This window comes from Microbacterium sp. CFBP9023, assembly GCF_034045055.1.
Lineage (GTDB): Bacteria > Actinomycetota > Actinomycetes > Actinomycetales > Microbacteriaceae > Microbacterium.
This window is the reverse complement of sequence record NZ_JAXCWI010000001.1, coordinates 1129943-1152036: the sequence shown is the minus strand read 5'-3', so window position 1 is coordinate 1152036 and position 22094 is coordinate 1129943. Positions and strand designations below refer to the sequence as shown.

Genomic DNA, 22094 nt, shown 5'->3' with positions numbered 1-22094 from the left:
CGACTCGCGCGACCGCGGCCGTCCTCGCGTGATCAGTCCCGCGCGTCGACCCCGCTCGTGTCGATGAACGCCCAGCCGTATGCGCCGAGCTCGCGGCGCGCCGCGGTCGACCCCGTGATCACATCGCGGCCGGGCACATCGACCGCCAACGGCTCCGCACTGTGGTTGATGGCGGTGAGGATGCCGCCTCGGCGTGCGATCTCGACGTGCTCGGGAAGGCCCTCGATCTCGGCGGTCACTCCCGCCTCGACGGCGAGCCAGCGCAGCACGGCTGCCATGCCGGCGTCGTCCGGGATCGTCGCGAGGTAGTAGCCGTTGCCGTCCCCGAAGGCCTTGCGGGTGAACGCCGCGCGCCCGGCGGTGCGACCCTCGGTGAAGCGACCCAGCACCTCGGCATCCTGCACGAGGAGCTCTTCCGCGAAGTACTGGCCGACGATCGTCCCCGCGGGGCCGTCCACTGGCGCCTCCGACTGGCCCGGCCCGTCGGGCACGGCGTGGCTCGCGACCTCTCCGGCCGAGTCGGCCGATCGCACCGACTCGGGCGGCACCAGCGCCCCGAAGTCCTCGAGCGCGACGCCGAGCGCGTCCCGCAGCGAGACGATGAAGCCGCCCTCGCGGAACGCGTCGTCCTGGTCGACGACATCGCTGAACGCCGAGACGAACAGGTTGCCGCCCTGCGCGACATACGCCGTGAGATTCGCGGCGCCCTCATCGCTCAGCAGATACTGCTGAGGCGCGACCACGAGTGAATAGCCGCGGAGATCGCTCGTCGTGTTCACGATGTCGACCGCGAGGTTCTGCCGATGCAGCGCCGCATGCCAGCGGTGCGAGAGCGTCAGGTAGTCGAGCACGATCGGGTGGTCGCGCCCGTCGATCGCCCACCAGTTCTCCCAGTCGAAGACGAGAGCGATCTTCGCCCCCGACGAGACGTCCGGCATCTCGGGGAGCTGCGCGAGCTGTCCGCCCAGCTCGACGACCTCCCGCCAGGTGCGGGTGTCGAGCCCGGCCTGCGGCACCATCGCCGAGTGGAACTTCTCGCTGCCGCGGCGCGACTGCCGCCACTGGAAGAACATGATCCCGTCGGCGCCTCGGCCCACCGCCTGCGCGCTGATCGCCGCCATCTGACCGGGTGCTTTCGGGGCGTTGGTGGGACGCCAGTTCAGGGCATTGGTGGACTGCTCCGTGAGGATCCAGGGCACCCCGGGCTTGAGACCGCGCATCAGCTCGCGTGCGAACGCGGCCCCGCGGAACGACTCGGGGTCGTTGGGATCGGGGTAGTTGTCGTCGCTGATCACGTCGACCTCGGCCGCCCACTTCCAGTAGTCGGCCGGCGGGAACGCGCCCATGAAGTTGGTCGTGATCGGCTGGGTCGCTCCCGCGGCGCGGATGATGTCGCGCTCCATCACATACAGCTCGAGCAGGGTGTCGGAGGTGAACCGTTTGAAGTCCAGCACGCTGGTCGGGTTGATGCTGTACGGCGCCTTGCGCGGCGGCACGATCTGATCGAAGTCGGTGTAGCGCTGCGACCAGAAGTCCGTGCCCCAGGCGTGGTTGAGGGCGTCGATCGTCGCGTACCTGCGCTGCAACCATGCGCGGAACGCGTCGCGCGCGGCGTCGGAGTAGTCGTAGTGCAGATGGCATCCGTACTCGTTGTTGACGTGCCACAGCACGACGGCAGGATGCTGCGCGTAGCGCTCCGCGAGAGCGGTGACGAGTTCGGCCGCGAGGCGTCGGTAGACGGGAGAGGAGGGCGCGAAGGCCTGGCGGCTGCCGGGCCAGAACGTCGAGCCGTCGGCATCCTGCGGCAGCATCTCGGGGTAGGCGGTCGAGGCCCACGGCGGCGGGGATGCGGTGGCGGTGGCGAGGTCGACCTGGATGCCGCCCTCGTGCAGCAGCCCGATGATCTCGTCGAGCCACTCCCAGTCGAACTCGCCCTCGGCCGGCTGGATGCGCGACCACGAGAAGATCCCCAGGCTCACGAGCGTCACGCCGGCCTCGCGCATCAGCCGGACGTCGTCCGGCCACACCTCTCGCGGCCATTGCTCGGGGTTGTAGTCGGCGCCGTAGTGCATGAGTCTCCTGGGTCGGGTGTTCGGCCTGCTCTCTCGACCCTAGCGGGGAAGCGCTTTCCAGCACAGTCGTCCGGCGGGCGCCCGAAACTGCAAGGACACCCTAGTAAATATGCGGATGCCGAAGTACCATCGTCATAGTGCCAACGACGGCGCGAAGGGACATCGCACAATGACTCGTACCATTCCCCACTTCGTAGGCGGAAAGCACCTCACCCCCGAGGGAGGGCGCTTCGCCGACGTGTTCGATCCGAGCACGGGATCCGTTCAGGCGCGCGTGCCGCTGGCCTCCGCGCAGGAGGTCGCCGATGTGATCGCGAACGCCGAGGCCGCGCAGGTCGAGTGGGCGGCGACCAACCCCCAGAAGCGCGCACGTGTGCTGCTGCGCTTCCTCGATCTCGCGCAGCGCGAGATGACCGAGCTCGCCGAGCTGCTTGCGAGCGAGCACGGCAAGACGGTCGACGATGCGAAGGGCGACATCCAGCGGGGTCTCGAGGTCATCGAGTTCTCCGCGGGCGCGCCGCACCTGCTCAAAGGCGAGTACTCGACGGGTGCCGGCGCCGGCATCGACGTGTACTCGATGCGGCAGCCGCTCGGAGTGGTGGCGGCGATCACACCGTTCAACTTCCCGGCGATGATCCCCTTGTGGAAGGCGGGCCCCGCCCTCGCCGCCGGCAACGCCGTGGTGCTCAAGCCCAGCGAGCGCGACCCCTCGGTGCCGGTGCGCATCGCCGAGCTGTTCCTCGAGGCGGGGCTTCCCGCCGGGGTCCTCAACGTCGTGCACGGTGACAAAGAGGCCGTCGACGCGCTGCTCACCGATGACCGCATCCGCGCCGTCGGCTTCGTGGGCTCGACACCGATCGCCGAGTACATCTATTCGACGGCGGCCGCGCACGGCAAGCGCGCGCAGTGCTTCGGCGGCGCCAAGAACCACATGATCGTCATGCCCGACGCCGACCTCGACCAGGCCGTCGACGCGCTGATCGGCTCGGGATACGGATCGGCGGGCGAGCGCTGCATGGCGATCTCGGTCGCGGTGCCGGTCGGCCAGGAGACGGCGGATGCTCTCGCCGCCAAGCTCGCCCAGCGTGTGGCGCAGCTGCGGATCGGCCCGTCCCTCGCCTCCGACGTCGACTACGGGCCACTCGTCACCCGGGCTGCCGTCGAGCGGGTCGAGGGGTACATCCAGCAGGGGGTCGACGAGGGCGCGACCCTCCTGGCCGACGGTCGCGGCTTCACGGTGCCCGGTCATGAGCAGGGCTTCTACCTCGGACCGACGCTGTTCGACGACGTGACCACCGACATGGCGATCTACCGCGAGGAGATCTTCGGACCGGTGCTCGTGATCGCCCGCGCCGCCGATTACGAGGAGGCGCTGCGCATGGCATCCGAGCACGAATACGGCAACGGCGTCGCGATCTTCACGCGCGACGGAGACGCGGCACGCGACTTCGCCGCACGGGTCGAGGTCGGGATGGTCGGCGTCAACGTGCCGATCCCGGTGCCGATCGCGTATTACACGTTCGGCGGCTGGAAGCGCAGCGGGTTCGGCGACCTCAACCAGCACGGCGCCGATGCCTTCCGCTTCTACACGAAGACCAAGACGGTCACGAGCCGCTGGCCGTCGGCCGGCATCCGCGACGGCGCCAGCTTCGTGATCCCCACCATGCACTGACCTCGCGACGCCCACAAGGAATCGACATGACAATGACCACCGTCACCACCACCGCCGAAGAGCGCGAGGCCATTCTCGACGCCGTCCGCGAGTTCGCCGAGACCGAGCTCGCACCCTTCTCCGCCGAACGCGACGAGAAGCACATCTTCCCCCGCGAGTCGCTCGGCAAGGCCGGAGAGCTGGGCCTCGGCGGCATCTACGTGAGCGAGGAGTTCGGCGGCACGGGCCTCAGCCGCTCGGACACCGTGGCGATCTTCGAAGAGCTCGCGAAGGGCGATCCCGCCGTCGCCGCCTACATCTCGATCCACAACATGGTGGTGTGGATGATCGACACCTACGGCGACGATGCACAGCGCGGCCGCTGGCTGCCCGACCTCACCGCCATGCAGGAGTTCGGCGGCTACTGCCTGACCGAGCCGGGCGTCGGATCCGATGCCGCGAACGTCGCCACGAGCGCGGTGCGCGACGGGGACGACTACCTCCTCACCGGCGTGAAGCAGTTCATCTCGGGTGCCGGCGAGGCCGCCGTCTACGTGGTGATGGCCCGTACCGGCGAGCCGGGAGCCCGGGGCATCAGCGCCTTCCTCGTTCCCGGCGATGCCGAGGGACTCAGCTTCGGGGCGCCCGAGAAGAAGATGGGCTGGCACGCCCAGCCCACCCGTCAGGTGATCCTCGACGGCGTGCGCATCCCCGCATCCGGAATGCTCGGCGACGAGGGCCGTGGCTTCGCGATCGCGATGTCGGCGCTCAACGGCGGTCGCCTCAACATCGCGGCCTGCTCCATCGGAGGTGCCCAGTGGGCCCTGGATCGGGCGGTGCAGTACGTGCACGAGCGCGTGGCGTTCGGCGAGCCGCTGGCCGAGAAGCAGTCGATCCTGTTCGCGATCGCCGACATGCGCACCGACCTGCAGGCCGCTCGCCTCATGGTGACCGACGGCGCGCTGGCGGTCGACGAGCACGCCCCGGATGCCACGATGCGATGCGCGATGGCCAAGCGCTTCGCGACGGATGCCGGATTCGACGTCGCCAACCGCGCGCTGCAGCTGCACGGCGGCTACGGCTACCTGCAGGACTACGGCATCGAGAAGGTCGTGCGCGACCTGCGGGTGCACCAGATCCTCGAGGGCACGAACGAGATCATGCGCCTGATCGTCGGGCGCGAGATGCTGCGACCGGCGGGATCGGCCTCGATGCGGAGCGCATCATGAGCGAGTCGTCGAGCGTCCGGATCGCCTTCCTCGGACTCGGCCACATGGGGCTGCCGATGGCGAAGAACCTCGTCGCCGCAGGGCACGAGGTGCACGGGTTCGACCTGGTGCCCGCGGCGATCGAGGCGGCGCAGGCCGCAGGCATCCCCGTCGCGGCCAGCGGAGCGGATGCCGTCGCCGACGCCGACGTCGTCATCACGATGTTCCCGGCGGGAAGGCACGTGATCGACGCGTACCGCACCGAGCTGCTCGCCGCAGCCGGCCCCGGCACCCTGTTCATCGAGTCGTCGACGATCGCGGTCGACGAGGCCCGTGCCGCCCACGCGCTCGCGCTCGCCGCGGGGCATCGCAATGTCGACGCCCCGGTGTCCGGCGGCGTCGTCGGTGCCGAGAACGGCACGCTCGCGTTCATGGTGGGCGGCTCGGACGAGGACTTCGCCGCCGCACTGCCGGTGCTCGAGATCATGGGCACGCGCATCGTGCACTGCGGGGGGTCGGGGCTCGGCCAGGCCGCGAAGGTGTGCAACAACATGGTGCTCGCCGTCTCGCAGATCGCGGTGGCCGAGGCTTTCGTGCTCGGCGAGCGGCTCGGGCTCGAGCACCAGGCGCTGTTCGACGTGGTGTCGCAGGCGTCCGGTCAGTGCTGGTCCATCACGACCAACTGCCCCGTGCCCGGCCCCGTTCCGACGAGCCCGGCGAACCGCGACTACCAGCCGGGCTTCGCCGGTGCTCTGATGGCGAAGGATCTCGGGCTCGCGCTGCAGGCGATCGAGCAGACGTCGACCGACGCGCGGATGGGGCGGCTCGCCCAGCAGCTCTACGCCGCCTTCGCTGCGGGCGACGGCGCGACCCGCGACTTCTCCGGCATCATCACCGACATCCGCGACGGCAGCGTGTGAGCCACGCGAGATACTGAGATGACCACGACGGAGAGGCCTTCACGATGACGGAATACGAGACGATCCTGGTCGAGCAGCGCGGACGTGTGGGGTGGATCACCCTGAACCGCCCCGAGGCGCTCAACGCGTTGAACAGCCGCCTCGCCGACGAGGTCACCGCGGCCGCTGTGGCCTTCGACCTCGACGACGGGGTCGGCGCCATCGTCGTGACCGGGTCTGAGAAGGCGTTCGCCGCCGGCGCGGACATCAAGGAGATGGAGGGCATGTCGGCCTCCGAGATGCTCGAGACCGATCATTTCGGCGTCTGGCATGAGTTCGCGGCGGTGCGCACGCCCGTGATCTCCGCCGTCTCAGGGTTCGCACTCGGGGGAGGATGCGAGCTCGCGATGATGTGCGACATCATCCTCGCCGCCGACACCGCGAAGTTCGGGCAGCCCGAGATCAACCTCGGCGTCATTCCCGGCATGGGCGGCACGCAGCGGCTCATCCGCGCCGTGGGCTACTACAAGGCGGCCGAACTCGTGCTGTCCGGTCGGTTCATGGGCGCCGAGGAGGCGGAGCGCTCCGGCCTCGTGTCGCGCGTCGTGCCGGCATCCGACCTCCTCGCCGAGGCTACGAGGCTCGCCGAGACCATCGCGTCGAAGTCGCTGCCATCGGTGTTCGCCGCGAAGGCCGCGCTCGACGCGGCGATGGAGACGACGCTCGCCGATGGCCTCGCCCACGAGAAGCGGGCGTTCGCCGAGCTGTTCGACACCGCCGACCAGAAGGAAGGCATGTCCGCCTTCCGGGAGAAGCGTGCGCCCGACTTCCAGAACCGCTGAGCGCCGCTCCACAACTCCGGAGGACTGCGCCCGTTCCGTGCCGAGCACCCGCCGGCAAGCCCGAGCCCCCTCGGATCTCCGGAGTCATGGAGCAGAGCCTGCACGCAGGCGGCGGGAGACCTCAGCCGCGCAGCGCGTCGACGATCTTCGCCACGCGCCGCTCGCGGGTCGCATCCTGCTTGGCCTCCGCCACCGAGCGGGCGTGCTCCTTGCGCACGGAATAGGGGAGCGCGTCGAAGGCGGCGCGCAGCGCGGTGTCGGCGTCGAGCGCCTCCGCGAGGGAGGCGGGCACCTCGACAGTGCGCTCGGCCGCATCCAGCCGGATCACCGCATCGACCTCCTCGTCGATCTCGACGCCGAGGTCGGTGCGCACAGCCTTGCTGAAGCCGATCATGTTCGCACCTCCCATCCGGGCCAGGCGCAGACGGGCGGTGCGTCCTCCGATCGTGACCGCGACGGGGAACGCCTTCCCCGCTCCGAACGAGGCGACCTGCTCGTCGGTGAGGATGATCGCGGCCGCGGGGCCACGGCCTTCGAGGATCGTGTGCAGGCGCAGTTCGCTCATGCGGGCAGTGTACGCCCGCGTCCCTCGGCCTCGGATGCCAGGTGGGCGTTGCGCTCCTCGATCAGGCGTCGCATGTACTCGCGAAGGATCAGACGGTCGACGAGGCGTCCGATCGGACCGAACGGCGAGTGGAAGACGATCGTGTCGCGGGCCAGCGTTCCCTGCGGATGCTCCTCGAACACGTGCTCGTGCTCGAACGCTCCGAACGGCCCGGAGAGCTGCCGATCGCGGAACCCGCGCGGCGGGTCGACGTCGTACACGATCGTCCGCAGCCGGAACGGGATGCCGAAGTGCCGTGCCCGCCATGTGACGGTCGACCCCTCCGTGAACACGCCGCCGGCGGGAGCCTCGATCATGGTCTCCCGGTATCGCGCCATCGACCGCAGGTGCATCCCGGGGTCGAGGGCGACCGCGAACACCGTCTCACGCGGTGCGGCGATGACCGTCTCGAGCACGAACTCGGCCATGTCAGAGCGGCTCGGGCTGCGGCCTGGGGTCGGTGAAGTCGCCGGCGGCCTTGCGCATGCGGGCGACGATCGCGACGAGCTCGGCGGCATCCTCGCGGCTCATCCCCGGGTCGGCGAAGACGTCGGCGTTCAGGGCGTCCGTGGCGCGAGCCACGAGTTCTCGGCCCGACTCGGTCAGGGCGAGCAGTGCCGCACGGCCGTCGTGCGGGTGCGGTTCGCGCACGATGAGTCCGTCGCGCACGAGGCGCTCCGCGGTGCTCGTTACGGTCGTCGCGTGCACCTGCAGTCGGGCGACGACGCTCGACAGCGGCAGTCGGCCCGACCGGCTGAACGCCAGCAGACGCAGCATCTCGTATCGGGCGAAGCTGAGCGCGAAGGGCTTGAGCGTCGCGTCGACCCGCGCGAGCAGCAGCTGCTGCGCGCGCATGACGGAGGTGACGACGGTCATGCCGCCGGCGGCATCGGTCCATCCGTGCGCGAGCCACTGCCGCTTCGCCTCGGCGAGCGGATCGACGGGCAGCGGACGCGGTCGGTTCACGGTTCTACGGTAGGCCATCGCGTCGCCGCAGCCGGGACCCGGCACCCGGGAGACGACTGGTGGTCCTCAGTCGCTCATCGGGTGGGACTCAGTATCAAGGGACTAGAATCGACGCAGTCGTGAGGAGCAATCGATGAAGATCTTCGTCCTGGTCAAAGAGGTGCCGGACACCTATGGCGACCGCAAGCTGAACCTCGAGACCGGCCTCGCCGACAGAGGTGCCGGCGACGTGGTGCTCGATGAGATCACGGAGCGCGCGCTCGAGGTCGCGCTGAGCCATGCCGACAAGAACGAGGGCACCGAGGTGGTCGCGGTCGCGATGGCTCCTGGCGGCTCGACCGCATCGGTGCGCCGAGCGCTCGCGATCGGCGCAGGCTCCGCAGTGCACATCGCCGACGAGCAGCTCGCGGGGGCCGACCTCGGCCTCACTGCCGAGACGCTGGCCGCGGCGATCCGTCGCGGCGAACCCGACCTGGTGATCACCGGCAACCTGTCGACCGACGGCTCGGGCGGCGTCATGGCGGCGATGCTCGCCGAGCACCTGGGGTGGGCGCAGGCGACAGCGCTGACCTCGGTCGAGATCTCCTCGGACGGCATCACCGGAACCCGAGGGGCGGATGCCGGAGCGCAGCCGATCTCGGCATCCCTCCCGGCGGTGATCTCGATCACCGAGGCACTGCCCGACGCGCGCTTCCCCAACTTCAAGGGCATCATGGCGGCGAAGAAGAAGCCGCTCGAGGTGCTCACCCTCGACGACCTCGGTGTCTCCGCGGACCCGGCGGCCGCACCCCGCACCATCATGACGTCGGTCGCCGAGAAGCCGCCGCGCGCGGCCGGCGTGAAGATCGTCGATGAGGGCGATGCCGCCGAGAAGCTGGTCGAGTACCTCGTGCAGAACAGGCTGGTGTGACATGACCTACCCCGAGAACGCCATCCTCGTCATCGTCGACCTCGACCCCGCGGGCAACCCCGCCAGCAGCACGGCGGCACTGATCGGCGCGGCCTCGACCGTCGGCGCTCCGGTCGCGCTCGTCGTCGGAGGGTCCGCAGACGCGGCGGCTCAGGTCGCCGCGGCCGGAGCGTCGGTCGTGCTCACGGCCGACGGCGACCCGACGGTGCTCACCGTGCCGATCGTCGATGCACTGCACGCGGCCTTCGAGCAGGTGCGGCCGGATGCTGTGCTGATCTCGAACTCGATCAGCGGACGCGATGTCGCCGGGAGGTTCGCCGTGCGCGCGAAGCTGGCGCTGTCGGTCGACGCCGTCGGCGTCTCGAGGGATGACGAGGGCATCGTCGCCCACCACTCCGTCTACGGAGGCGCCTACCTCACCGACTCGGCTCCCACGTTCGGCGCACCGGTCATCACGGTGCGTCAGGGCGCGGTCGACGCGCGAGCCGAGGCGGTGGAGTCGCCGACGATCGACGCGCTCTCCGTGTCGGCATCCGGCACCGTCGGGGCGACCGTCGGCGCGGTCGAGGCCGTCGAGTCCACGTCGACGCGGCCTGAGCTGCGCGGCGCCACGCGGGTCGTCTCGGGTGGTCGCGGCCTCGCCTCGAAGGAGAAGTTCGTGCTCGTCGAAGAGCTCGCCGACGCTCTCGGCGCAGCGGTCGGCGCCTCGCGCGCGGCGGTCGACGCCGGCTACATCCCCCAGTCGCATCAGGTCGGTCAGACGGGCGTCTCGGTCTCGCCGCAGCTGTATGTCGCCCTCGGCATCTCGGGTGCGATCCAGCATCGCGCGGGCATGCAGACGGCGAAGAATATCGTCGCGATCAACAAGGACGGCGAGGCGCCGATCTTCGACGTCGCCGACTTCGGCATCGTCGGCGATCTGTTCACGATCGTCCCGCAGGTGATCGCGGCCCTCGAGGCGCGGAAGAAGTAGCCATGGCGACGCGGATGCTCAGGCGCGGGCTCCCGCGCGTTCCCGGCGGCGAGCCGTGGCCTCCCGGCGACATCGCCGTGGAGGCGCCTGCGGATGCCGAGCACGCATCGCCGCTCTCGGCGCCGTCGACCTCGCTCGATGGGCCGGAGGAGGCCGCCCCGGCGGCTGCTGCTCCGGTGGCTGCCGTTCCCGAGACTGCCGTGCCGGGCCCCGAGTCCTCGGTCGTCGAGCACGCGGTGCCGTCTGCGGCGAGTGGCGCGTCCCTTCGCCGAGGCCTTCCGCGCACGCCGGGTGGCGAACCGTGGCCTCCCGCAAGCGTGGCGGCTGTCGCAGGCGCTGCCACGGCGCGGGCATCGTCTTCGACGCCGGAGCCGGCGGATGCCGCCACCGACGCCGCGGCAGACGTGCCGACCCGGGCCGCCTCGCCGTCCACGCTCGACGAGCCGGCGCCTGAGTCGGCCCCGGTCGTCGCGCAGACGGGATCCGTGCGTCGCGGTCTGCCGCGAGTCGCCGGCGGAGATCCGTGGCCCCCGGCGGATACCGTTCCGCTGATCGCAGTCACCTCGGACGCGGCCCCATCCATCACCGTCGATGCCCCGGATGCAGCCCCCGAGGTCGCGGCATCTGCACCGGCATCCGCACCGGCCGCCGCTCCGGCATCCGCACCCACCACGGCCGTCGCCACCGCCGCCGCGTTCGCGCTCGGGGATCCTTCGATCCCGCTGCCCGCTCCCCGCACCGTCTGGAACGGCAGTGCGCCTCGGCACGTCACGGCGACCGCTCCGGCATCCGACCGACCTCGGCCGACCTGGACCCAGGCGATCGCCGTCCTTCTCGGCGCCGCGGCGCTCGGCATCCTGGCGGCCGCTGCCGTGGCGTTCGTGCGGGCGCTGCTGAGCTTCCCGTTCATGCAGGACTTCCTCGCCGCGTTCCCCGGCGAATACGAGCCGGCCGTCGCCGTCGAACCGGGATTCGTCCCGTGGACCAACTGGGCGCACTTCTTCAACGTGTTCCTGATGGTGCTGATCATCCGGTCGGGCCTCCGCATCCGCAACGAGAAGCGCCCGACCGCGTTCTGGACCCCGCGCAACGATCCCAAGGGCAAGGTCAGCCTGACGATCTGGTTCCACCAGGCGCTCGACATCCTCTGGCTCGTGAACGGCGTGATCTTCGTGGTGCTGCTGTTCGTCACCGGACACTGGGCGCGCATCGTGCCGACGAGCTGGGAGGTCATCCCGAACGCGCTGTCGGCCGCGCTGCAGTACGTGTCGTTCGACTGGCCGACCGAGCACGGCTGGGTGAACTACAACAGCCTGCAGCAGCTGGCCTACTTCGTCACGGTGTTCATCGCGGCTCCCTTGGCGGCGGCGACCGGGTTCCGCATGTCGGGGATGTGGCCGAAGAAGGCCGAACGTCTCTCGAAGGCCTACCCGATCGAGTGGGCCCGCGCGCTGCACTTCCCGATCATGATCTACTTCGTGGTGTTCATCATCGGACACGTCGCGCTGGTGTTCCTCACCGGGTTCCTGCGCAACCTCAACCACATGTACGCCTCCTCGGACGCCGTCGGCTGGACCGGATTCTGGGTCTTCGTGGCATCCCTCGTGGTGATCGCCCTCGGCTGGGTCGCCGCCCGGCCGCTCGTCATCGCCCCGATCGCGAAGCTGTTCGGCACCGTCTCCGGACGTTGACCCGTCCACGATTCAGCCCAGACCGCTTCCGACGCAGCGAAACGGCCCCCTGCCTGAGGCAGGGGGCCGTTCATGCGAAAACGTGAGCGCGAGGCCACGAGGCGCGGGCTCAGCGCACGAAGCGCACCTCGGTCAGCGTCTCGCCGAGGAACGGCTCGGTGTGGCTCGCGCCGTCGAGCGTGAATCCGTTGCGCGTGTAGAAGCGGTGGGCGCGGGGGTTGTCCTCCGCGACCCACAGGTAGAGAGGTTCGTCCTTCTCGACGGCGGCGTCGAACAGCTTCTGGCCGATGCCCGTGGAGTGGTACGCGTCGAGCAGGTAGATGAAGTACAGCTCGCGGAACGCCGGGGCGTCCTTGTCGCGGGCGGGGCCGGAGCCGACGAACCCGACGATCTCTCCGTCGACGAGCGCGGCGCGCATGGTGAACTCGGGGCCCTGCGAGGCCCAGTGCGTCCACAGCTCGGCCATGCGGCGGGGCGAGACCTTCTCGAGGGCTGCCTTGCTGATCAGGTGGTCATAGGTCTCGTGCCAGCACTGCGCGTGCACGCGACCCAGGGCTTCCGCATCCACATCACGGACCGGACGGACGATGACTTCAGGCTGGGCTTCGGCGCTCATATCGCGACTCTACGCGCGGGGTCCGCGAAGAGGAAATCGAACGGAAGCGTTCCCGCAGCACCGATATGTCGCTGGAGACATCGCACAACGATGTTCGCGAATCGTTCGTCGCTGGCTACGATCAGTGCTCGTGAACGTGATCTGGCGCACTCTCCTCGTGATCCTCTCCGCCCGTCGCCGCGTGCGGCGAGGCAAGACCCTCGACGCGGGGTCCGTCAGCAGCATCACACTGACGACGCTCCCCACCGACATCGACATCCTGCGCCACATGAACAACGGTCGTTACCTGTCGCTGTTCGACCTCGGTCGCTGGGACCTGCTGATCAGCACGGGGCTGTTCGACGCGATGAACGAGCGCGGCTGGTACGCCGTCGTATCGAGCGAGACCGTCACCTTCCGCAAGTCCCTGCAGCTCTGGCAGCGGTTCGAGGTGCAGTCCCGGTTCATCGGACACGACGACAAGGCCGTGTTCCTCGAGCACCGAGCCGTCGTCGACGGCGAGATCTACGCGCGGGTGATCGTGCGCTCGCGGATGCTGCGCCGCACCGGAGGCACGGTCAGCAACGAAGAGCTGTTCGCCGCAGTGGGCAAGCCCGAGGGCGTGCCCGAGATCGATCCGTGGGTGCACGACTGGGCCGCGGCATCCGCTCTGCCTTCCGTGCGCACCTCCGCGCCGAGCGTGTGGAACTGACCCCGTGACCGATCCATGGGGTCTCGAGACGCGCGCACCGGGCTCGGTGCTCCTGGTGGGATGCGGCAAGCTCGGCGTGCGACTCGGCGAGCGGCTCGTCGAGCAGGGCGCACAGGTCACGGCCATGCGCCGGAGTGCAGGGGAGCTGCCCTTCCCGACGATCGAGGCGGACCTGCGGCATCCGCTCGACCGCGACCTTCCGGCCTTCGACTCGGTCGTGGTCACGCTGCCGCCCAGCACCGAGGGCGACTCGATCTATCCACCGGCGCTGCGCGGGCTCGCGAAGGCCCTGCCGTCGATGCCGGAGCGGGTCGTGTTCGTGTCATCGACGCGCGTGTTCGAGGGACGTCCTGGCGAGACGCCGCTGACCGAGCGCGACGCGACGCGGGTCTCGAGCGAGCGAGGCGGCGATCTGGTCGAGGGCGAGCAGCTGGCCATGGAGCTGTTCGGTGCTCGCATCGTGCGGCCCGCCGGCATCTACGGCCCGGGACGCGACTTCCTCATCCGACGGGTGCGAGAGGCGGCACCGGTCGACCACACGCGTCGCACGAACCGGATCCACGAGACGGACCTCGTGCGGCTGCTCGAGGCGATGCTGCGTGCCGACTCCGCGCCACCGCTGATCCACGCCGTCGATCGGGAGCCGGTGCTGCTCGGAGACGTGGTCGCGCATATCGCCACCCGGCTCGGCGTCGAGCCGCCGCCGCACCTCGACCCCGAGGTCGGCGGCGGGACGGTGCTCGACGGGCATCTGCTGCAGGAGTTCCTCGGCGATCTCGATTACCCGACCTTCCGCGAGGGATACGACGAGATGATCGCCGCGCTCTGAGCGGTTTCACCTCTTCCGGTCGCAGTTCGTGCCGCCCGGCCGCGCGTTCGACGGCACGAACTGCGGCCGGAACCGCACGACGCGATCGTCGCTCAGGGCCAGGTGCTCACCGCAGTCCTAGGCTGAGGTCATGGCCGACCCGATGCCCTCCACGGATCCCGAATCCGTCTCGCTCGCGGACCGTGCGGTCGAGCTCGCCCGCCGCTGGGTGATCGAGGCCGCGGCCGCCGATGTCGACCCGGCGGCCGAGCGCCTGGCCGGTGTGCTGCAGGATGCCAACGGGCTGCCTTTCACGCTCGGATTCGTCGACGGGGTCATGCGCCCCGAGAGCCTCAGCGCCGCGGCATCCCAGCTGCACCGCATCGCCCCGATCGTGCCCGACTTCCTGCCGTGGTACCTGCGGTCGGCCGTGCGCATCGGCGGCGGAGTCGCGCAGATGCTGCCGAGCCCCGTGGTGCCCATCGCCCGCCGGGTGCTGCGCGAGATGGTCGGTCACCTGGTGGTCGACGCCCGACCGGCGAAGCTCGGCCCTGCGATCGCGAAGATCCGCGAATCGGGCGCACGACTCAACCTCAACCTGCTGGGAGAGGCCGTGCTCGGCGAGGCCGAGGCGCAGCGGCGGCTCGACGGCATCCATGAGCTGATCCGTCGTCCCGATGTCGACTACGTCTCGGTGAAGGTGTCGGCGATCATCAGCCACATCTCGATGTGGGCGTTCGACGAGGTCGTGGAGTCGGTCGTCGAGCGACTCCTTCCGCTGTATCTGACCGCCGCGTCGGATCGCACCTTCATCAACCTCGACATGGAGGAGTATCGCGACCTCGATCTGACGATCGCGGTGTTCACGCGCATCCTCGAGGATCCGCGGCTCGAAGGTCTCGAGGCCGGCATCGTGCTGCAGGCCTATCTGCCCGACGCCCTGCCGGCGCTGCAGCAGCTCACCACCTGGGCTCGCGAGCGCGTCGACCACGGCGGCGCCCCCATCAAGGTGCGGCTCGTCAAGGGAGCCAACCTCGCGATGGAGCGGGTCGAGGCGCGGATGCACGGATGGACGCAGGCGACGTACGACACGAAGCTCGACACCGACGCCAACTATCTGCGCTGCCTCGACTGGGCGCTGCGCCCCGAGAACGTCGCCGCCGTGCGTCTGGGGATCGCGGGTCACAACCTGTTCGGCATCGCCTATGCGTGGCTGCTCGCGGGGGAACGGGGCGTCCGCGCTCTCGACCCGGGATCGGCGACCGCCGCCAACTCGCAGCCGCCGATCGAATTCGAGATGCTCCTCGGCATGGCGCAGGGGCAGGTGCAGGCCGTCTCCCGCGAGGTCGGCGAGGTGCTTCTCTATGTCCCGGTCGTGAAGCCGAGCGAGTTCGACGTCGCCATCAGCTACCTGGTGCGGAGGCTCGAAGAGAACGCGTCGAGCGACAACTTCCTGTCCGCAGCATTCCGCCTCGGTGACGATGAGGCGCTGTTCGTGCGTGAGCGCGACAGGTTCCTCGATGCGGTCGACCGCTCGGCGTCCCCGACGCTGCAGGTGGGGGCGCTGCGCAGCCAGGACCGACTCGCACCCGTGCACGAGTCCATGCGGCCCGTGCCCGTGGCGCCTGCGCCCGAGGAGGGGCTGACCCAGGCGGTGCTCGGAATCTCGCGCGGATCGGATGACCCGACCGGGCCGTTCCTGGAGACCGCGGTCTACGCCCCACGCGAGATCGATGAGGCGACCGGCGGCGCGCCGGGCTTCGCGAACACGCCCGACAGCGACCCGTCGCTTCCGGCCAACCGGGACTGGGCCCGCGAGATCACCGCCCGGATCGACGACTCCACCCTCGGCGTCTCGACGATCGAGGCCGCCCGGATCGACGATGCGGACACGCTCGAGGCCACGATCGCGGGCGTGCACGACGCCGCGGCGCTCTGGGGTGCTCGCCCCGCCGCCGAGCGGGCCGAAGTGCTGCTGCGCGCGGCCGCCGCTCTGGAAGGGCGCCGCGGAGACCTGATCGAGGTCGCCGCCTCCGAGACCGGCAAGGTCTTCGCCGAGGCCGACGTCGAGGTCAGCGAGGCCGTGGACTTCGCGCGCTACTACGCCGCCAAGGCGCGGGAGTTGGATGCCGTCGCCGGCGCCACGTTCGACCCGGCGCGCGTGACGGTCGTCACCCCACCGTGGAACTTCCCTCTCGCGATCCCCGCGGGCGGCGTGCTCGCCGCGCTCGCCGCGGGCTCCGGAGTCGTCTTCAAGCCGGCTCCGCAGGCTCGCCGCTGCGCGGCGGTCATCGCCGAGACGCTCTGGGAGGTCGGCGTTCCCCGCGACGTGCTCGCCCTCGTCGACATCGAAGAGGGCGATCTCGGCCGCGAGCTGATCTCGCACGAGTCCGTCGATCGGGTCATCCTCACCGGTTCGTGGGAGACGGCGGCGCTGTTCCGCTCGTGGCGCCCCGAACTGCCGCTGCTCGCCGAGACCAGCGGCAAGAACGCGATGATCATCACCCCCTCGGCTGATCTCGATCTCGCGGTCGCCGATCTGGTGCGCAGCGCCTTCGGGCACGCGGGGCAGAAGTGTTCGGCGGCCTCCCTCGCGATCCTCGTCGGACCCGTCGGACGCTCCCAGCGCTTCGCCCGTCAATTGGCCGATGCCACTCGGTCGCTGCATGTCGGCTGGCCCACCGATCCGCTCGCCGAGGTCGGACCCGTGATCGAGCGACCCGAGGGCAAGCTCGCGTGGGCGCTCACCGAGCTCGAAGGCGACGAGCAGTGGCTCATCGAGCCCGCCGTCTCGACCGACGACCCCACGGGGCGCCTCTGGCGACCCGGCATCCGTGTGGGAGTGCAGCCGGGTTCGCGGTTCCACACCGAGGAGTTCTTCGGCCCGGTGCTCGGCGTCATGCACGCGCCGACGCTGGAGCGGGCGATCGATCTGCAGAATGCGGTCGAGTACGGTCTGACCGCCGGACTGCACACGCAGGACCCGGCTGAGCTCGCGCTCTGGCTCGACCGCGTGCAGGCCGGCAACCTCTACGTGAACCGGGGCATCACCGGTGCGATCGTGCAGCGCCAGCCGTTCGGTGGGTGGAAGCGCTCCTCGGTGGGCCCCGGCGCCAAGGCCGGCGGCCCGAACTACCTCATCGGACTCGGATCCTGGCGGTCGAGCGGGTCCGGCACCGTCTCGAGCACTCTCCATCTGCGCGGGCTGGACTCGCGCATCACCGACCTCATCGAGTCGGCGCAGCCGTCGCTCGACTTCGAGGCCTTCGAGTGGCTGCGTCGTTCTGCGCTCTCGGATGCGCTCGCCTGGGACCGCGAGTTCGGGCAGGTGCGCGACGTGTCGCACCTCGGGATCGAGCGCAATCTGTTCCGCTACCGCCCGGTTCCGGTCGCGATCAGAGCCACCGCGGATGCCAGCTGGCAGGAGCTGCTGCGCGTCGTCGTCGCCGCGGTGCGCGCCGGCGCCCGGTTCGTGCTGTCGACGCCCGTCGGTCTTCCGGCGCCGGTTCGCCGCGCTCTCGGCGAGCTCGGCGCCGTCGTCCACATGGAGAGCGACGACGAGTGGATCGAGCGGATGCGGCGGCGCGGCGAGCAGCCGTCCGCGACGCTCGAATCCCTTGACGACGAATTGCGACCGAGCCGGGTGCGACTGGTCGGGCCCCGCGACTCCGTGGCAGCGCTGCACCGGGCACTGGCGACAGCCGTCGGCGGCGATCCCGACCTCGCGGTGTACGACGGCGAGGTCACCTCCGCCGGGCGCATCGAGCTGCTGCCCTTCGTGCACGAGCAGGCCATCGCGATCACCGCGCACCGCTACGGCAACCCCGACGCCTGGAGTGCTTCCGTCATCTGACGCCGCGCGAGCGCGGTGTAAAGAATTCTTGACACAGCGGATGCCGCAGGCGTAACCTCGTGTCAAGAATCTTTTACACGGGAGGGTGTCATGGTCTACGAGGAGCGCAACGTGTGGGTCGGTCTCGTCGTCAGCCTTATCGCCATCACGGCGTACGTCGTCGCGGTGCTGCAGCAGGCGGCCGGCGGTCCCGTGACCGAGGTCGACTGGCCGCCGCTGATGCTGTGGATGATCGGCGGCGGAATCGTCGTGACCATCGCGATCAGCATCATCTGGGGCATGATCGCCGGCGCACGTGACCCCGAGGGCGTGGGCAAGTCCGACATCCGCGATCGGGACATCGGTCGCATGGGGAGTCGTGTCGAGCAGGCGTTCGTGGCCATCGCGGGCACCGGCGTGATCCTGCTCTGCGCGATGAACGCGGACGTCTTCTGGATCGCCCACGCCATGTTCGCGGGCTTCGCGGTCGCGACGATCGTGGGCGGGATCGCGCGGGTCGTGGCCTATCGCCGGGGTCTCGTCTGATGGTCAAGCCGACGCTCGTCTCCAACCGCATCCGTGCGCATCGGGAGGCCGCCGGTCTGACCCAGGCCGAGCTCGCCCGCCGTGTCGGCGTGACTCGCCAGACGCTGATCGCGATCGAGCAGGAGAAGTACTCGCCGACCCTCGAACTGGCCTTCCAGATCGCCCGGGCATTCGGCGTCGGCATCGACGACCTGTTCCAGTACCCCGAGCCCACGAGCGCGGAGGTGTGAGATGACCGAGACGATGCCTGCCTGGGTGCGTGAGACGTACGGCCCGTCCGACGGAGTGCACCTCGAGCAGATCCCCGTTCCGATTCCGCGTCCGGGCGAGGTGGTGCTGCGCGTCGAGGCGACCGCCCTCAACGCCGGTGACATCCGCCTCATGCTCGGAGACCCCCTGCTCGTGCGTCCGGTCTTCGGCCTGACGCGCCCCAAGCATCCGGTGCGGGGAATGGAGGTGGCCGGCACCGTCGTCGCCGTCGGATCCCAGGAGATCGGCGCCGAGGTCGGCGAGCGCGTGGTGGGCGAGCTCGTCGGAGGAGGGGGACTCGCATCGCATGTCGCTGTGCCCGCGACGCGCCTCGTCCCGATCCCGCCGGATGTGACCTCCGTGACTGCGGCCTGCCTGCCGATCGCCGCAGGCACCGCATGGCAGGCCCTCGACCACGCGGGGATCGGCTTCCGCTCCGTCAAGCACATTGCGGCGGGCCACGTTCCTCGAGTCCTGGTGCTCGGCGCCTCCGGGGGAGTGGGCACCTTCGTGGTGCAGCTCGCGGCGCTGCGCGGTGCCGAGGTCTGGGCGACGTGCGGCGAACGCAACGCGCGCCTCGTCGAGCACCTCGGCGCCGTGCGCACCCTCGACCACCGTCGCTCGCCGCTGACGGAGCTGCCCGCAGCACACTTCGACGCGGTGATCGACATCGCCGGAGGGATGCCGCTGCGCGACCTGCAGCGCCTCGTGATCTCCGGCGGCCGGGTGGTGCTCGTGACGGGCGACGGCGGCCACGTGCTCGGCCCGATCCCGCGGATGCTGAAAGCGGCGTTCCTGTCGATCGGTTCGAGCCGCCGCATCCGCCCGCTCGCGGCGAGCCCTCGTCCGGAGATCCTCGCGAAGCTGCTCGAGCTCACCGCCGAGGGGCGGATCACACCCGTGATCGAGCGCGAATTCGGATTCGACGAGGCCCGCGCGGCCCTCGCGCATCTCGAAGCCGGGCATACGGTCGGCAAGGTCGTCGTCCGCGGAGCCTGAGCGAGAAGCGCCTGCGCTCTGGCGGCGTCCAGGGGGCGGGTGACAGAATGGATGCTGGCGTGCCCGAGTCGCATCTTCCCCGGGCGCCGGCTCTCATCGAGCGGCGCGGGTCGAAGGACCGCCGGGCCCCTGGACAGCGTCCGCCGCATCCGTTCGAGGAGCCCCATGTCTGTCGAAACCACTGCGCCGGCATCCGAGACCGCAGCCCCGGTCCGCACCGCACACCACCGTCACTACCTGATGTGCACGCCGTCGCACTTCACGGTGAACTACTCGATCAACCCGTGGATGGAGCCCTCGAAGCCGACCGACACGGCCAGGGCGGTCGAGCAGTGGCAGAAGCTGCACGACCTGTACCTCGAGCTCGGCCATGAGGTCGAGCTGATCGAGCCTCTCGCCGGGTTCCCCGACATGGTCTACACGGCGAACGGCGGGTTCCTGATCGACGGCCGCGCCTACGTGCCGAAGTTCCGCTTCGTCGAGCGCCAGGGCGAGGCACCCGCGTTCGCCGACTGGTTCCGCGCCGCGGGCTACGACATCGTGATCCCCGAAGAGGTCAACGAGGGCGAGGGCGACTTCCTGCTCGTCGGCGACGTGATCCTCGCCGGCACCGGGTTCCGCTCGACCGGCGACAGCCACCGCGAGGTCGGCGACGTCTTCGGCCGTGAGGTCGTGTCGCTCAACCTGGTCGACCCGCGCTTCTACCACCTGGACACCGCGATCGCGGTGCTCGACCCCGTGCAGGGCGTAGAGAACGGCGGCCCCGAGCGCGCGAACATCGCGTATCTGCCCGGCGCGTTCGATGACGAGAGCCGGGCGATCCTCGAGGAGCGCTTCCCCGAGGCGATCCTCGTGTCCGACGAGGACGGATCCGTCTTCGGTCTCAACTCCGCGAGCGACGGCTACAACGTGATCATCTCGCCGCGCGCGAAGGGCTTCGAGAAGCAGCTGCGCGAGCGCGGCTACAACCCGATCATGATCGACCTGTCCGAGCTGCTGCTCGGCGGCGGTGGCATCAAGTGCTGCACCCTCGAACTGCGCGGTGCGGTGTGACCGCCGTCGACTCCGGCGTGAGCGCCGAGGTGACGGCGGAGCCGCACGTCGCCCACAACTACCACCCGCTGCCGGTCAACATCGCCCGGGGTGAGGGTGCGTGGGTGACGGATGTCGAGGGCAAGCGGTACCTCGATCTGCTCGCCGCCTATTCGGCGGTGAACTTCGGGCACCGGCATCCGGCTCTCGTGGCGGCCCTGACCGAGCAGCTCGGTCGCGTCACCCTCACGAGCCGCGCCTTCATGAGCGATCGGCTCGAGCCGTTCGCCGCCGCGCTGTCGACTCTCGCCGGCAAAGACATGGTGCTGCCGATGAACACCGGCGCCGAAGCGGTCGAGACCGGCATCAAGGTCGCTCGCGCATGGGGGTATCGCGTCAAGGGCATCGCGGACGACCAGGCGCGCATCATCGTCGCGGCCGGCAACTTCCACGGCCGCACCACGACCATCGTCAGCTTCAGCGACGACCCCGAGGCGCGGACGGACTTCGGCCCGTACACGCCGGGATTCGACGTGGTTCCCTATGGGGACGCGGATGCCGTCGCAGCGGCCATCACCGAGAACACCGCCGCCGTGCTGATCGAGCCGATCCAGGGCGAGGGCGGAGTGGTGATCCCCCCGGAGGGGTACCTGCGCCGCATCCGCGAGATCTGCGACGAGAAGAACGTGCTGTTCATCGCCGATGAGATCCAGTCGGGTCTCGGCCGGGTCGGCGAGACCTTCGCCTGCGATCGGGAGGGCGTCGTGCCCGACCTGTATCTCCTGGGCAAGGCGCTGGGCGGCGGGATCCTTCCGGTGTCGGCGGTCGTCGGCAACGCGGATGTGCTCGGAGTCATCCGCCCGGGTGAACACGGTTCGACGTTCGGGGGCAACCCACTCGCCGCGGCCGTCGGCCTGCGGGTCGTCGAGATGCTCGAGTCCGGGGAGTTCCAGGAGCGCGCGCGCGCACTCGGCGCCCACCTCGCCGCCGGCCTCGAGCCGCTGATCGGGCACGGGGTGACCGAGGTGCGCATCGCCGGGCTGTGGGCCGGCGTCGACATCGACCCCGCCAAGGGCACCGGCCGCGAGATCGCGGAGAAGCTCCTCGACCGGGGTGTGCTCGTCAAGGACACCCACGGTCAGACGATCCGCATCGCCCCTCCGCTGGTGGTCCGCGCGACCGAACTCGACTGGGCGGTAGAGCAGCTGAAGCTGGTTCTCGGGGCGTGACCCCCTGTCCGCCGGGCGACACGCCCGGCGGACAGCCCGGATTTGCCGGAACCTCGGAACCCACGTAACTTATTACTTGTTCGCCCCACAGGGAAGCGGAGAGGCCGAGAGCCTTACCCCCCTCAAGCGGAGAACCACCTCCACTCGATCAGCTCTTCGGAGCAGATCGCAGACACACTTCTGTCTGACCTGGAGCTTCCACTTCGGAGAAACGGTCGATTTGACAGCGACTCCGGAACGGATAAGCTAGTGAAGTTGCCTCGGCGGCCTTGAGCC

Annotated in this window: 20 protein-coding genes; 15 read left to right on the top strand and 5 right to left on the bottom strand. The window is 69.9% G+C overall.

All coding sequences use genetic code 11. The features are described 5' to 3' along the window. Positions 1-32: 32 nt before the first annotated feature. A complete protein-coding gene (locus SOM10_RS05630; RefSeq protein ID WP_320488857.1) occupies positions 33-2072 on the bottom strand; it encodes a beta-galactosidase in 2040 nt (679 codons plus the stop codon). 169 nt (positions 2073-2241) lie between these two features. Here SOM10_RS05630 and SOM10_RS05625 point away from each other — a divergent pair, with 169 nt between their 5' ends. From SOM10_RS05625 to SOM10_RS05610, 4 genes are read left to right on the top strand one after another with little or no spacing between them, the layout of a single operon-like run. After that, complete coding sequence (locus SOM10_RS05625; RefSeq protein WP_320488855.1) at positions 2242-3744, top strand: CoA-acylating methylmalonate-semialdehyde dehydrogenase; 1503 nt, start codon at positions 2242-2244, stop codon at positions 3742-3744. A gap of 26 nt (positions 3745-3770) precedes the next feature. Continuing rightward, positions 3771-4952 carry an acyl-CoA dehydrogenase family protein gene (locus tag SOM10_RS05620; RefSeq protein WP_072591951.1) on the top strand — a complete coding sequence of 394 codons (1182 nt, stop codon included), beginning with the start codon at positions 3771-3773 and terminating at the stop codon, positions 4950-4952. Then, complete coding sequence (mmsB, locus tag SOM10_RS05615; RefSeq protein ID WP_187250696.1) at positions 4949-5851, top strand: 3-hydroxyisobutyrate dehydrogenase; 903 nt, start codon at positions 4949-4951, stop codon at positions 5849-5851. The genes SOM10_RS05620 and mmsB overlap by 4 nt, the downstream gene beginning before the upstream one ends. A gap of 44 nt (positions 5852-5895) precedes the next feature. Next, positions 5896-6672 (top strand): enoyl-CoA hydratase-related protein, encoded by a 777-nt coding sequence (locus SOM10_RS05610; protein WP_320488852.1) that lies wholly within the window; start codon positions 5896-5898, stop codon positions 6670-6672. A 121-nt stretch (positions 6673-6793) separates the two neighbouring features. Here SOM10_RS05610 and SOM10_RS05605 read toward each other — a convergent pair whose 3' ends face one another. Genes SOM10_RS05605 through SOM10_RS05595 form a run of 3 tightly spaced genes read right to left on the bottom strand, consistent with a single transcriptional unit; the run spans position 6794 to position 8242 of the window. Next, positions 6794-7237, bottom strand: coding sequence for a YdeI/OmpD-associated family protein (locus SOM10_RS05605; protein ID WP_285363439.1), 444 nt, complete (start codon positions 7235-7237; stop codon positions 6794-6796). Then, positions 7234-7704, bottom strand: coding sequence for an SRPBCC family protein (locus SOM10_RS05600; protein ID WP_320488850.1), 471 nt, complete (start codon positions 7702-7704; stop codon positions 7234-7236). Before SOM10_RS05600 ends, SOM10_RS05605 begins: the two co-directional genes overlap by 4 nt. 1 nt (position 7705) lies before the next feature. Next, positions 7706-8242: a MarR family winged helix-turn-helix transcriptional regulator gene (locus SOM10_RS05595; protein WP_320488848.1), complete on the bottom strand. Its 537-nt coding sequence runs from the start codon at positions 8240-8242 to the stop codon at positions 7706-7708. 133 nt (positions 8243-8375) lie between these two features. On the opposite strand from SOM10_RS05595, the gene SOM10_RS05590 reads away from it, so the two are divergent. Genes SOM10_RS05590 through SOM10_RS05580 form a run of 3 tightly spaced genes read left to right on the top strand, consistent with a single transcriptional unit; the run spans position 8376 to position 11816 of the window. Then, positions 8376-9152, top strand: coding sequence for an electron transfer flavoprotein subunit beta/FixA family protein (locus SOM10_RS05590; RefSeq protein WP_053097843.1), 777 nt, complete (start codon positions 8376-8378; stop codon positions 9150-9152). A 1-nt stretch (position 9153) separates the two neighbouring features. Beyond that, complete coding sequence (locus SOM10_RS05585) at positions 9154-10125, top strand: electron transfer flavoprotein subunit alpha/FixB family protein (RefSeq protein WP_320488846.1); 972 nt, start codon at positions 9154-9156, stop codon at positions 10123-10125. A 2-nt stretch (positions 10126-10127) separates the two neighbouring features. After that, the gene (locus SOM10_RS05580; RefSeq protein ID WP_320488845.1) at positions 10128-11816 is read left to right on the top strand and encodes a cytochrome b/b6 domain-containing protein; all 1689 of its coding nucleotides are present in this window, start codon (positions 10128-10130) and stop codon (positions 11814-11816) included. 109 nt (positions 11817-11925) lie between these two features. Here SOM10_RS05580 and SOM10_RS05575 read toward each other — a convergent pair whose 3' ends face one another. After that, positions 11926-12432: a GNAT family N-acetyltransferase gene (locus SOM10_RS05575; RefSeq protein WP_053097837.1), complete on the bottom strand. Its 507-nt coding sequence runs from the start codon at positions 12430-12432 to the stop codon at positions 11926-11928. 130 nt (positions 12433-12562) lie between these two features. On the opposite strand from SOM10_RS05575, the gene SOM10_RS05570 reads away from it, so the two are divergent. The 8 genes from SOM10_RS05570 to rocD all read left to right on the top strand — a co-directional run bounded on the left by SOM10_RS05570 (position 12563) and on the right by rocD (position 21818). Continuing rightward, on the top strand, positions 12563-13123 hold the full coding sequence (locus SOM10_RS05570; protein WP_320488840.1) for an acyl-CoA thioesterase: 561 nt from the start codon (positions 12563-12565) through the stop codon (positions 13121-13123). Positions 13124-13127: 4 nt separating this feature from the next. Continuing rightward, positions 13128-13952, top strand: coding sequence for a hypothetical protein (locus tag SOM10_RS05565; protein ID WP_230101220.1), 825 nt, complete (start codon positions 13128-13130; stop codon positions 13950-13952). Positions 13953-14082: 130 nt separating this feature from the next. Beyond that, positions 14083-17784: a bifunctional proline dehydrogenase/L-glutamate gamma-semialdehyde dehydrogenase gene (locus SOM10_RS05560; protein ID WP_320488838.1), complete on the top strand. Its 3702-nt coding sequence runs from the start codon at positions 14083-14085 to the stop codon at positions 17782-17784. Positions 17785-17874: 90 nt separating this feature from the next. Further along, positions 17875-18309 carry a hypothetical protein gene (locus SOM10_RS05555; RefSeq protein WP_285363442.1) on the top strand — a complete coding sequence of 145 codons (435 nt, stop codon included), beginning with the start codon at positions 17875-17877 and terminating at the stop codon, positions 18307-18309. Further along, positions 18309-18539, top strand: a complete 231-nt coding sequence (locus SOM10_RS05550; protein ID WP_320488836.1) for a helix-turn-helix transcriptional regulator — start codon at positions 18309-18311, stop codon at positions 18537-18539. Before SOM10_RS05555 ends, SOM10_RS05550 begins: the two co-directional genes overlap by 1 nt. 1 nt (position 18540) lies before the next feature. Further along, entirely contained in the window at positions 18541-19557 is a 1017-nt protein-coding gene (locus tag SOM10_RS05545; protein ID WP_320488835.1) for an NAD(P)-dependent alcohol dehydrogenase, read from the top strand. A 165-nt stretch (positions 19558-19722) separates the two neighbouring features. Continuing rightward, the gene (ddaH, locus tag SOM10_RS05540) at positions 19723-20610 is read left to right on the top strand and encodes a dimethylargininase (RefSeq protein WP_320488833.1); all 888 of its coding nucleotides are present in this window, start codon (positions 19723-19725) and stop codon (positions 20608-20610) included. Beyond that, the gene (gene rocD / locus SOM10_RS05535; RefSeq protein ID WP_320488831.1) at positions 20607-21818 is read left to right on the top strand and encodes an ornithine--oxo-acid transaminase; all 1212 of its coding nucleotides are present in this window, start codon (positions 20607-20609) and stop codon (positions 21816-21818) included. Before ddaH ends, rocD begins: the two co-directional genes overlap by 4 nt. Positions 21819-22094: the final 276 nt, after the last annotated feature.